This window comes from Vagococcus xieshaowenii (assembly GCF_004792515.1).
GTDB classification, from domain to species: domain Bacteria; phylum Bacillota; class Bacilli; order Lactobacillales; family Vagococcaceae; genus Vagococcus_A; species Vagococcus_A xieshaowenii.
The window spans coordinates 1650124-1663389 of record NZ_CP038865.1; the positions used below are offsets into that span (position 1 = coordinate 1650124).

Sequence of the window (13266 nt, forward strand, 5' to 3'; positions counted from 1 at the left end):
CTACACTCCTTAACAACTACCCAAAATTAAGGGAAGATTCCGTCCTATTTGAAGATCCATTTACTAAAGAAATAATTGGCTAACAAAATGCCAAATTGAGTCAATATCTTCGCCAACAGTTCCACCATTCCAAGTTGACTCACAAATAAAAACATCAATAAATATTCTAACCCTAGCGAACTAACACGGGCACTAAAAAACAATATAATTTCTCTTATAAAGCTTTCTTTACTAACTTTTGTACTATTAAAAACAAAATATTTATTCGTAAAAAAAGCAAAAAGAACTGACAAAACCCATGAAATTAAGATTGATAAAGTCATATTAATTCCTAGTATCTCTCTACTAGCAAAATAACTCACAAAATTCACACCAGTGGTCATTGCTCCAATCACAATATACCGAATAGCTTCTATAGCCCACAACTTTTTAATCAACTACCTTACATCCTTCCCATATACTCAGTCTTCATTAAAACCATACTACTTAACCAACTACCTTAAATTTTACTATACATTGAAATGAATTAAAATGTATTGTTTTAGAGTAGTTTTATTTCTATTTTTAGATATTAGGACCAAACTAGTTAATTCATCTGTTCTTCCTAATGTTGTATATCACGAGCATTCTTATATAATTCTTTATGAATCAATCTATTTATAGTATCATGGTAATGATTAGATTACATTTCATAGGAGAGATAATATAATGAACAAAGAGAGTGCCAAAGAGATAATAGCTTTTGGAAAATCACATGTAAACGGTTGGCGTAATAAGCGCACACGTGAATTAGGCAATTACTATAAAGCCTTGAATCATAATAAAATAGTAGATAATTGTGCGCTATTTGAAAGCTATCATGCCGTTACGACTACTGGTAATATCTATGCTATTTACCAACAGCTTTGTAAAGAAAAACCTGACATACAAAAATATTGGGTCTATATTACTAAAAACCCATTAACATTAGAAATTGCTACTGATAAAAATACTCACTTAGTTAAATACGAAAGTAAAGAATATTTCCAATTGTTAGCTACAGCCAAGTATCTTTTTAATGACACTTCTTTCATGCCTTATTTTGTTAAAAGGTCCGATCAAATTTATATCAACACATGGCACGGAACACCTTTAAAAACTTTAGGAAAAGACATTATAAATGCTGGTATAACCAATCATAAAAATATTCAGCGCAATATTTTATCTACTGATTATTTAATGATGCCAAATCATTTCACTGCAGAAAAATTAATTACAGCTCATGATTGTAATGGTATATTACCAGCAAAAGTTTTTATTACAGGTAATCCTCGTGTTGATCGAAACTTCTTAAATCGTGAAACATTACTAAAACGTTATGATCTACCTAAAGATAAGAAGATTTTGCTTTACGCACCTACTTGGAAAAAGGAAGCTAAAGATACTACTGAAGATGACATTAAAGAATTAATTTCTCAAATTGATCAGTTACAAACGACATTAGGTGATGATACTAAGGTGTTACTGAAGTCTCATTACTTTATTTTTGAAGCTTTTGTTAAACTTGGATTCTCAGACGCTATTGTACCTGACTGGGTAGATACCAATGAATACTTAGGCTTAGTTGACGGCTTGATTACAGACTACTCTTCAATCTTTTTCGACTATTTACCTAACAATAAACCTGTCTATTTTTATATGCCTGATTTAGAAGAATATAAGAATGTTCGAGGACTGTATCTTGATGTTGAGAACTTACCTGGAAATGTCTATTATGAATTTGATGACTTATTACAAGGTGTTACTCAGCCTGAAGCTGAGTATATGGCTCAGTCTCATCTAAATCGTGAATACTATATGAAAGAATTTTGTTCTTTTGATGATGGTCAATCTGCTAAACGTATCATTGATATCGTCTTTAACAAAAACGAAAATTATGAGTCTGTTTCATTCAAAAATAACAAAAAAACTTTGGCCTTCTATACAGGAGGACTCTTCAATAACGGTATTACTACATCTTTGATTAATTTAACAAAGCAAATTGACTACGATAAATATGAAGTAATTATTTTTGACTTTGATAATATTGCACGTTATGCTGAAAAACAAACAAATTTAGCCAGATTAGATAAACGTGTAAAAGTAATTTATAAATTCGGACGTGTACCATTTTCATTCAAAGCCAATGTTGCAAAAGATCTTTTCTTACGCCAAGGAGCTTATGGTAAAAATGTTAAAATTGATGAGGTTTCAGAATATTATCAAACTGATTTTCGACGTGCTATGGGTAATTTTATTCCTGATGTTATCATCGATTTTGGTGGATACAATAAGGTAATGAACGCATTAATTGGATTTTCACCTGCTAAGAAAAAAATCTTATTTTATCATACTCTAGTGGAAGAAGAGTATAATAAAATGGTCAATAATCGCTACACTCACCGTTGGAATTTAAAAATAATTTTCAGTATGTATAATTATTTTGATGAAGTCGTCTCAGTCTCAGATTCTGCAGCTAAAGAAAATCAACAAGCAATTAAACGTTATTCTCCAAAAGCAAATACATCGAATATGAAAACTTTAGAAAATCTTGTTAATGGTGATGATATTGTCGATAATATCGAGGAAGGAGAGCAATTAAACCTTGTTTACCATGGAGATGGACTGATTGTTTCTAAAAAAACTACTTCTAATACGGTAAGTCAGATGACAATGGTGAACACTTTAGATAAAGAATCTATTCATTTTGTCTCAGCAGCCCGTATGTCACCAGAAAAAAATCATATCATGATGATTAAAGCGTTCAAACAAGTAGCTAAACACACGCCTAATATTAAATTACACTTATTGGGAAGCGGACCTATAATGGAAGACATACGTCATACTATTTTATCCGAAGGTTTAGAAAATAATGTTTATCTATATGGGCATTTGGATGCCCCACATTATTTAATTAGTCAATGTGATGCTGCTGTATTATTCTCACAATATGAAGGACAAGGGTTATTCATACTAGAAGCCATGATTACTGGACTACCTGTTATAGGTACTAACGTACCTGGTATTCAATCTGTTATCGATTCTGGAAAAAATGGTTTACTAGTCTCTTGTGATATGGACGGAATGGTTACAGGATTCAATGCTTATATAAATGGTCAAGTACCTAAAGCTGCATTTGATTATAAACAGTATAATCAAGCTATTATGGATAAATTTGAAAGCCTAGTAAATAATTAATCATAATATATCTGCCAACACCGCTTACTCATTATAATAATCGTTAATATAAATTAGTTTATTTTATTCATTAGGTGAAGATCTATTTCTTCACCTTTTTGTCATTTAAAAAGAAATCACTTGTTTATCATTATCCGTTATCAAAATACCTGTGGTATAATTCTACATGATATACTTATATAAAATTTATTAACTAATATCCTACTATTTTTAAAGTTAATTAAATTAATCACATGAGTAACCATAAATATATATGAAATCCAATTAAGAAAAGAGATGAACATAATGTGCGCAATTCCCATGTCTATCACTATTTCAGAAGACAATATTGAATTTATTTTTGAACAAAAAATGAGCAAGCTAATTATTAACGAAAGAAACATTCTAGATGAATTTTTAACAGGTCTTATCAAAAAAAAATATTTAAACTTTGCATTCCCATCTAATTCTATAAAAATCAGGTTCGATAGAATCAAAGACCTGTGGATACCCGGAAAAATATACGATATTGAAGCGGAATTACCAAATGGACAAAGATTTCCTGTAAAAATTGAGGAAAGACATATTAGTTATCTGTATGATGGTTTGATAAAATTACAATTTGTTTGCTATCAAACTACCCGTATGGAAATATATCCTGGAAAAATATATTTAGATATAGAAGACTTAGAAGAAACAACCGATCCGTTAATAATTAATATTCCTAATGAGTTAGCCTCATTACCAATCTATGTGTATCGAAGACAGATTCCTATTTATCAATCACTGTATTATAGGTTAGGTGAACCGCCTATTTCAGAGCTAATTCCTATAGAAGTCGTACACCAACAATGGATAGCTCCAGTGGTTCACAAACAAAATGAATCTGAAAAAGAAACATTTCAATATGACTTTTATACTAAGTATGACAACATTTACATTCGGTTACCTATAAAAAGCTATTATAAGCGGATTGAGAATACCAAAGAAAAAATGGAAGTATCTGTAAACAAGCATTCCTTATTGGTTGCTAAAGAAAAAATGGCGGATAGTTACATTTTACTGGAAAACATTAATGTTACGAATGTTGACTTGACTTTCTTCTTTGATGAAACTACACCAATCGATAAAGTTTATTTTTGTAATCGTTCTATGTTCTATAATGAAAATCATTTACAAAAAAATTATTTAAAAAAACTATCCGCTTCATCATTCAAAATAAATTTGAATGATATCAGCAAGCAATTAGTTCATGAACCACAGCTAATCGATTTTTATTGTACTATAGTTGATAACAATAGCAATATTAAACATAATGTTAGGATAATACTATCTGATTCTTTTACCGAAAGTTTACCTAAAATAAATTCAGAATATTTATCTGGTAAATTTTTTAACACAAAATTATCTTATTTAGCTGCTCATTTAAATAAAAAAAAGAACTTGACTGGTACAACACAGATGATAGAAAATAATTCAAGTCCTAATAATGAACAGATAGTACCAAAAAGAGTAGCTATTTTAGGATCATGTTACTCAAGATTAGCTTTTTCTACCTCAAAATATTTTAATCCAGACTACAAAAAATATTTTGAGGTAGTATATACTCAATTTCACAGCTCAATCATTAGTCTAATGTCATCTAATCAACTAGAACACGTAGATAGTATAAAGCAATTATTGCTATCTGAAAATATACATCCTATCCACAAAAATTATGTTGCAACTGATTTCGAGAAATCTTTCTTTAGCGAGTTAAAAAATAGCAATGCTGACTATTTTTTATTTGATTTATATGCAGATAGTGCCTTGTCATTAATGGAAATTGATGGTTCTTATTACACTGCTTCTTATTTTTTTAAAGAACAGTTATCTTCATTTTTTGGAAACTATCCTAATATGAATTTTTTAACTCATGAAGATATTGACTCATACCTATCTCTTTGGTATGAGTCAATAGATCGTTTCATGAAAAAAATATTAGCGAATTTTTCTGAAGACAAAATTATCTTAAACTCAATTAGACGAACTTACACTTATTCAGACGAAGGAACTATAAAACCTATTAATCATTTATTATATGGGAATTCGATCGAAGTCGCTAAACTAGCTGATTTTCATATAGAGATAATGGAAGAATATCTCTATATAAATTACCCTAAAATCAAACGGATTGATCTCAATAGTCTAGGGTTTATTGGAGATATAAATCATCCAGATAAATTAAGTACAAATCATTACCAATCAGAATACTACAAAACATTCATAAAGCAATTAAAAAAAATAACTGAGTAAGTCCCATATATTCTCAATATATATAAGATAAACGGCTCTATAATAAATAGGACTGATGAAGGTTTATTCCTTCTTCAGCCCTATTTTTGTATTTAATCTAAAAAAAACATATCGCCTTTTGTTAATATTAAGTTACGACACAAAATAAACAAAAGGAGCGATATGCTATGACTAATGATATCAAAAAAATTTATGGAATTGAAGACCCTAATTTAATAATTTCTAGTGTTTCCGAAGGAACTTACCGTAATAAGCCTGCGAAAATTATACAAGCTAGCTATAAACCTAAAGCCATAGTTTGCCCCAAATGTGGTTCTTCGCCTCGAAACAACACCGGAAAGTACATTATTGTTAAGAATGGTTCTAAGAAGGTAGATGTCCTATTGACACATGAGAACACTGGGATTGTCTCTATGAAGTTATCTAAACAGCGCTATCGTTGTTACAATTGCAATACGCACTGGACTTCGCAAATTGATTTAGTTCAACCTTCCCATAATATTTCAAGGATAATTGAAGCTAAAATCATTGAATTAATAGCTGAAAGAATTTCTCTTAAATTAATTGCTAAATTATGTAGTGTTTCAATTAGTAAAGTGATTCAGGTATTAAGATCTTTAGAAACATACCTTCCTAAGGAAGAAAACCGTTGGTTGCCAGAGGTTTTAATGGTGGATGAATTTCGTTCGCATACTGCTTCAGAAGACTCTATGAGTTTTATTTGTGCTGATGGCAATTCAGGGCGATTAGTAGAAATATTGGAAAGTAGACGATTAAATTATCTCATGCCTCACTTTAATGGTTATCCAGATGAAGAACGTTTTAAAGTAAAATACCTTGTGACAGATATGAATGCAGCTTATTTCCAATTAGTGAAGGATATCTTTCCAAATGCTGAATTAATCATTGATCGTTTTCATATTGTTAAACATTTGAATGAAGCCTTTAATAGTTTCAGAGTACGGGAAATGAAAAAACTCAAGGCATCGGGACATAAAGTAGAAGCAAGTAAACTTAAGAAAAATTGGCGCTTCCTACTTAAAAATAGATTAGACATTAATATCTCTGAATACAAAAGATGGCCGAGCTTTCGGTCAAATAAGTATCCTTATTTGACCGAACAGATGATGATTGATCGGTTATTAGATTTTTCCGAACCTCTAAAATTAGCCTATGGCTACTTCCATGATTTATTAGATTCATTTAGAAGAAAAGAATATGAACGATTCTTTGAATTATTGAATACTTTACCAGAAGAATTAGATGAAGAGTTTAAAGGACAAGTACAAAACCTAATACGTCATCAAGAAGGAATTACCAATGCTTTAATACATCCCTATTCAAATGGGAAGATTGAAGCAAAGAATACACACATCAAAACATTAAAACGAGTTTCTTATGGATTCAAATCTTTCAGCAATATGAGGATTAGAATCTTTTTAACCGAAGGTTTGATAGAAGTTAATCATAAAATAACAAAAAACCATGAAATCAGAGAATGTTTTCCCCAATTTCATGGTTGGCTAATATTACTCATCAGTCCAATTTGACAAAGAGCCAGATAAACGCCAGATACGTATGATTTATTTAAAATCATACGTATCTGGCGTTTTTTTCATTACATAATAAACAAAAAAATATTTTATAACACAGAAATTGATACTCTTACTTCATAATTTTATTAATTAATTGCTCTGAAGCTGTTCCATTATCATACTGATTGAATTTTTCTTGGAAAGATTTATAACGCTCCTCCGATTCTTTACAATACGTCTCTAAATCAGATAACGACTCAATCAAATGTTCTGTTGTGTATGATAATTTACCAGGTACTTCTTCTTCAAAATCAAGATAAAACCCTCTTAATTCATTTTTATATTTTTCATAGTCATAGACATAAAACATCATAGGTTTATTCAACAGTGAGAAATCAAACATAACTGAAGAATAATCTGTTATTAATACATCAGATACTAAATATAGTTCTCTAATATCACTAGAGTTAGGCATTAGTCTAGCAAAGTCCTTCATGCTATCAAAATTAAAATTAGGTGTTGAAAAATGATGTAATTTAACGATTATGAAATATTCATCTCCTAATTCTTTTTTCATTCTCTCCATGTCTAATGCTAATGAGAAATTACCAACAACTCTCCATGTTGGAGCATATAAAATGATTTTTTTATCCGCAGGTAATCTGTATTTTTTGCGTAGACTCTCGATATTTTCAGGATTATTATCTTTTAACAACACATCATTTCTTGGATAACCGACTGGTAGTATTTCATTTTTATATCCAAAAGCTGATTTAGAAACTTCAGCTACATAATCACTAGGAACCATTAAATAATTCCAACGATTATTTTTATTAATATAAGTTTTTTTATAGCTACCTTTAATTTCTCCAGGCGCATCTAATCCTAATTTTTTTAGAGGTGTACCATGCATTGTTTGAACTTCGATTGCATCTTCACGCTTCTTATAGAAATCAGGAAAGTTTACATTATTAAATAAGTACTTAGCTCGCGCTAAATAGTAGAAGTATTTCCAAGAGTTTTTCTTAACTGTTTCAGCATTACCCGCAACTGGATAGAAATTATCATTAAGAATTACAACATTCTTCACTTTTGGCTGATTTTCTTGCATATATTCATATATTGCTTTCGGATTACAACTAAATTCTCTTCCCCAATAAGTTTCGTAGACAGCAATATTTTTAGTTGGCAATTTTCTTAACCCTTTATACAAAATTTCTCTCCATACAGCTTGTCTTCTTGGGCCATTATCTAATTTTGACCAAAAAGAAGCTTGCATAAAGTAAGCTTTTGGTGAATTAGCCTGATGGTATAATTCAAAGCGATACTTATTAAAAGTCGTTTTATAATTATCTTTTTGTCCAGTTACAAAATAAATTTCATTAATATTGATTCTTTTTTTACCTTGTGGAGTATCAACTTCCGTTCTCAACGATAATAGATACTGTTTATTAGACATCACTAACTTCTTATGATCAATTAATGGTACTTCAAAAATAAAAAAGTAGTAATCATCTACTAACTTATATTTTTTAGGCGCATATTGAAATCTTCTAGTAGGTGAATTTTCTAAAGAAAACTTCACAGATTCAATTGCTGAATTATTAATGAATTGTTCGTGAATTTTCAACTCTAATAATAATTTTTTATTTTTATAATCTGCTGAGCAAATATATGCAATATAATTGGAAATAGCAAACTTCAAATGATTATCCAAGGTATAGTCTAACCGAATTTGTTTATTTTCCAAATAGCTATATACAGCATTTTGTTTTTTTACTTCTAATGATACTTGAGGTGTATCAAAATCAATCAAAACATCATATTTTTCAATTCTACTTTGATTTACAAATTCTGTTATTTCTTCTAGGTTAAATTCTAATTCAAAATTATTTCCTTGTTGTACTATATTATTTGGATTGATGGTAATTTTTTTATTCAAATTTTTTCTTGTGTAGAAGTCAGTATACAGCACAGGATTAAACTGCGTTAGTGATGAATTAGCTGTACCCATTACTGTAACTTTACTACCCTCAGTTCGAATATCTTTTACAACAATATCAGATTTAGTTACATTAACCATTAATTCATACTTTTTACTATATTTTGGTGTGATATTGTAACCACTAATAATTCTATTCTTAGGTCTAGTAATATATCCTGCTACTGGGGAATGTAATAGTTTACTTCGTGATACAACACCATCACTTAAAGTAAATTCAATATAATAATCATCTTCCGGCAGTAAATCTTTCATAAGTTCATCAAAATCAATTACTAACTCATAGCCTGAATATTTGTAGTTATTTCTTCTCTTTAATGGATTCTTAGACTTAACACGTACACCACGTAATGTCGTAATATCTTTACGAACTGTCAATCTAACATTTTTATCAATTATCTTGACTACTTCTCCATCTTCTTTGACTAATTTAGCAACTAGAGACATCTTACTCAACTTATCAGAATCTATTTTATATATATAAGTGAAACCTGAAACAAATAATTTAGAACTAGATTGCCATTCAACTTTCTCTATCCTAGTAATTAAGTTTAGCTCATCACCAATATATTGTTCTTCTGTATTTAAAACATCGATATATGGAAATTTGTATACATAACGGCCATGCTCTAAATATGGTTTCCAATCAATTTCTTTTTTATTATGTTTCCTAGTAATATCAATAAATTCGTCAACTTGATTATTTTCAAGTAAACGATACTTCAAACGATTCATAACCGGCAATTCCATTACCACATTTGAATCTACATCTTGAATATAATCTTGAATATAATTAATTAGTAATTCATTGTAATCTTTTTTCCCATTAATGATATGATGCCAATAAATTGGAAAGTCCATATTTAAATTTTTAAAATCAAAAATTTCTTTGATTTTATTATCCACATTGTTCTCTTTAATATATTCTCTTACCATTTGGATAGCTTTTAATCTATCCCTCAAATTATCAATATTAGAACGTTGCTGTGTAATAGAGTTATCTCCTTTATCTCTTGCTCGCCACAAGTAAATAACTTTCGTAATAACATCCACTTTTTTTGCTGCTATATGACTAGGAATAGTTACAGGGATATCTTCATATAACATACCTTCTGGGAATTGAAAATTATTTTCAATCCAAAAATCTCGACGATAAATCTTATTCCAAGCAGTTGTATCATAAATTAATTCTGGATGTTCACTTATATGAACACCTCTTAAGTTCTCATGGAAAACTTTGTTGTGCAACCCTGACGCATATTGCTTAGTTGAATTAAATCTTCTTACATGACCGATGATAAAATCTGACTTAGTTTCTTCAATCACTTCTAGCATCTCGGCATAAGAATTCTTAATAATGATATCATCCGAGTCAACAAATGTAATATAATTGCCTGTTGATTTTTCAAAGCCAAAATTACGACTATGTCCCAATCCTTGATTTTTCTTAGTATATGCAAAGAAGTTTGGGTATTCTTTTGCAAATTCTTGTGCAATCTCAAAAGAATTATCGATTGAACCATCATCTACCATGATTACTTCATAATCAGTAATTCCTTGTACTAATAAGGATTCCAAACATTCTCTCAAATAATTACTAACATTATAAATAGGTACAATTATTGATAACTTACTCATTTAATATATTCCATTCCCATCTCTTTTAATATTACTTTCTTAAAAATATAGAACTTCTGTTATATAACATTTTTCCAATATTAAGATTTGATACTTTATCAATTGATATTCACCAATTAACATAGTATCACAAACCTGATGAATTATCTAGCTGATAACAAACGTATTGATTATCGTACAAAAAATTGAACTTTCATTATTTCAATATTACTGAGAGTAAGTGAAAGTTCTAAATTCTTATTTAAAGTAACTACCTAATCTATTAATTATTGTTTTGTTCGCGTTCTTCTAATTCTTTTTCTTTATCTTTCAAGTATTGGGAACGATATGTCACAAACTTAATATCTAGATCATCTGGTAAATTATAATATTCTCTAAACATTTTGGGAGAAATAACCCAACTCATAAATGGTGATAAGTTCTGACCATGCCTAGGAAACGGTACATCAGAAATGACGACACTTTTTCGGTCATCTGAATACTCCATTTTATCCATTCTCGTAATCATTACATAACGATTAGTAGCATGGATACCAATGAATATCATACAAATCAAGCAAGAAAGATACACAACGTATTTTTGTAATTCCTTACTAATTGATAAATCACACGCTTTGTCCCAAATAGCTACAACAATTATTGTAAGCAAGAGATATGATGTGAATTCCCCTCGTGGTCCAAAAGGCTCTATTACGAGGAACGGACTAATAATGACACCCGATCCAATTCCTAAATATAACAATAACCATCTGTTTTCCTTAAATATATAATGTTGAAAAATAACAGTTGCGATAATCAATAAATACCCAATAGTAAGGATAATAATTGCCACTGTAAAGATAAATGGTACACCTTCTAGTTTCCAATGGTACATATTAAATAACACCAATCCCAAAGTATAACTAATCACATACAAGCTCATCCATTGAAAGCGACGAACACCATGAATAACGTAAACTATCAAAGCTGATAAAATTGTAATCAGCAACCAGTTATCTATCACCATATAAGGGATGTACTGCTTAATTAAAACCAAATTTATTGCTGAAAAGTCTATTGCACGATAGCCATCATTCCCCGCAGAAATTTGATGATAAACACTATTTGAAAACATAATAGCAGTACCAACTAAAGTTCCTAGGAAATAGCTAGTAAGACTAGTTAATTTAACGGTTCGATGCAAAGTTACTAAAAAAATAACTGCTGATATCACATTAAAAATCGTAATATTTTCCATAAATAATTGCCCTGCTATCATCACAAAAAACAATATGAAAGGGGAATCTTTTTTTAATAGTAAGAATAACCCCCACAGAACAAAAAACATACCTAAATTATAATTAACAAAGCCTGAATACCAACCAAAAGATTGCCCATACACTAACGCTGGCATACATAGTAACAAAAATAAGGTTAGCGCAATTGAGCTTTTCTTTTTTGTTTCCAAAAGTTGATTAATAAGATAGATAATGCCTGTGTTGATAAAAGCATAAAATAAAGTTCTAATCACTATATTTCTAGTTATCATTATGATTGCTAAGTTTCCTAGATACCTGCCGTTGTAGTTATCAAAATGATTTTTTAGTCGCTCCATACCACCAGCTCCGCCCCAATCCATATCATCCCCGAATGTTAAAGGAATGAGGATAGAAGTAATTACGAAGAACAGAAAAATAGGGAGATACTGAAAAATTTTATTAGATTTTAAAGACACTATTTAGCCCCCTTATTCCCCATTAACCTTTCTTTAATTGCAGTTGTAGAGACCCCTTCTGTTCGTGGTAAATAGACCACTTCACATTTATCTTTCAAGAAATCAAATTTACCTTCCCAAGTATCGCCCATAACAAATACATCGATATCATATTTTTCGATATCGGTTGCTTTTTGTTCCCAATTTTCTTCAGAATGAACTTCATCAACATATTTTAATGCTTCTAACACTAATTTACGATCTTCATACGTATAGTAGTTATCTTTTCCTTTAATATCTTGATTGAATTCATCAGTCGATAACATTACAATTAACTCATCGCCTAATGTTTTTGCTCGTTTTAATAAGTTAATGTGTCCTCGATGTAAAATATCATACGTTCCATATGTAATAACACGTTTTGTCATAATATATTCCTCCTAATAATATATGACTTAGAATTTAAAACACCCTATCCAAGTCATTGTTTCGTCAATTTAACAAGTTACTAATTAACCTCTGATTGTTTAAAATCAGTCTTAATTTTTGTTGTAGATATCCCTTCTGTACGTGGTAAATAAATGACTTCACAGTAATCTTTTAAGAAATCAAACTTACCTTCCCAGTCGTGTCCCATGACAAAAATATCAATCTCATTGTCTACTACATCTGAAATTTTTTGTTCCCAATCATTTTCTGGTAATACAGCATCTACATACTTAACTGCCTCTAAAATATACTTACGGTCTTCAAACGGCATGAAAGATGTTTTACCTTTAATAGCATTAAACTCATCTGAGGAAATCACAACAGTTAAATGATCTCCCATCTCTTTTGCACGACGTAAGATATTAATGTGCCCTTTGTGTAATAAATCAAACGTTCCGTATGTAATGATTTTTTTCATT

7 protein-coding genes and 1 pseudogene are annotated in these 13266 nt (G+C 29.9%); 3 read left to right on the top strand and 5 right to left on the bottom strand.

All coding sequences use genetic code 11. The features are described 5' to 3' along the window. Nucleotides 1–44: 44 nt before the first annotated feature. Entirely contained in the window at nucleotides 45–437 is a 393-nt protein-coding gene (locus E4Z98_RS07985) for a GtrA family protein (RefSeq protein WP_135253415.1), read from the bottom strand. Between the two features lie 271 nt (nucleotides 438–708). On the opposite strand from E4Z98_RS07985, the gene E4Z98_RS07990 reads away from it, so the two are divergent. The 3 genes and pseudogenes from E4Z98_RS07990 to E4Z98_RS08000 all read left to right on the top strand — a co-directional run. Further along, entirely contained in the window at nucleotides 709–3216 is a 2508-nt protein-coding gene (locus tag E4Z98_RS07990; RefSeq protein ID WP_135253414.1) for a glycosyltransferase, read from the top strand. 300 nt (nucleotides 3217–3516) lie between these two features. Next, the gene (locus tag E4Z98_RS07995) at nucleotides 3517–5490 is read left to right on the top strand and encodes a DUF6270 domain-containing protein (RefSeq protein ID WP_135961188.1); all 1974 of its coding nucleotides are present in this window, start codon (nucleotides 3517–3519) and stop codon (nucleotides 5488–5490) included. Nucleotides 5491–5657: 167 nt separating this feature from the next. Beyond that, nucleotides 5658–6953 (top strand): annotated as a pseudogene (locus E4Z98_RS08000) (ISL3 family transposase); the annotation flags it as partial. 202 nt (nucleotides 6954–7155) lie between these two features. Here the strand turns inward: E4Z98_RS08000 and E4Z98_RS08005 are convergent. The 4 genes from E4Z98_RS08005 to tagD (E4Z98_RS08020) form a co-directional block, all read right to left on the bottom strand. Next, complete coding sequence (locus tag E4Z98_RS08005; RefSeq protein WP_135255006.1) at nucleotides 7156–10665, bottom strand: CDP-glycerol glycerophosphotransferase family protein; 3510 nt, start codon at nucleotides 10663–10665, stop codon at nucleotides 7156–7158. Between the two features lie 262 nt (nucleotides 10666–10927). After that, nucleotides 10928–12283, bottom strand: a complete 1356-nt coding sequence (locus tag E4Z98_RS08010; protein WP_135255007.1) for a hypothetical protein — start codon at nucleotides 12281–12283, stop codon at nucleotides 10928–10930. A 95-nt stretch (nucleotides 12284–12378) separates the two neighbouring features. Then, the gene (gene tagD / locus E4Z98_RS08015; RefSeq protein WP_135255008.1) at nucleotides 12379–12786 is read right to left on the bottom strand and encodes a glycerol-3-phosphate cytidylyltransferase; all 408 of its coding nucleotides are present in this window, start codon (nucleotides 12784–12786) and stop codon (nucleotides 12379–12381) included. A gap of 80 nt (nucleotides 12787–12866) precedes the next feature. Next, nucleotides 12867–13265 carry a glycerol-3-phosphate cytidylyltransferase gene (gene tagD / locus E4Z98_RS08020; protein WP_135255009.1) on the bottom strand — a complete coding sequence of 133 codons (399 nt, stop codon included), beginning with the start codon at nucleotides 13263–13265 and terminating at the stop codon, nucleotides 12867–12869. Nucleotide 13266: the final 1 nt, after the last annotated feature.

Excerpts from the sequence above, each read along its gene's own strand:
- E4Z98_RS07990 (WP_135253414.1), top strand. The coding sequence starts at position 709 with ATGAACAAAGAGAGTGCCAAAGAGATAATAGCTTTTGGAAAATCACAT.
- E4Z98_RS07995 (WP_135961188.1), top strand. The coding sequence starts at position 3,517 with ATGTCTATCACTATTTCAGAAGACAATATTGAATTTATTTTTGAACAA.
- E4Z98_RS08005 (WP_135255006.1), bottom strand. The coding sequence starts at position 10,665 with ATGAGTAAGTTATCAATAATTGTACCTATTTATAATGTTAGTAATTAT.
- E4Z98_RS08010 (WP_135255007.1), bottom strand. The coding sequence starts at position 12,283 with ATGGATTGGGGCGGAGCTGGTGGTATGGAGCGACTAAAAAATCATTTT.
- tagD (WP_135255008.1), bottom strand. The coding sequence starts at position 12,786 with ATGACAAAACGTGTTATTACATATGGAACGTATGATATTTTACATCGA.
- tagD (WP_135255009.1), bottom strand. The coding sequence starts at position 13,265 with ATGAAAAAAATCATTACATACGGAACGTTTGATTTATTACACAAAGGG.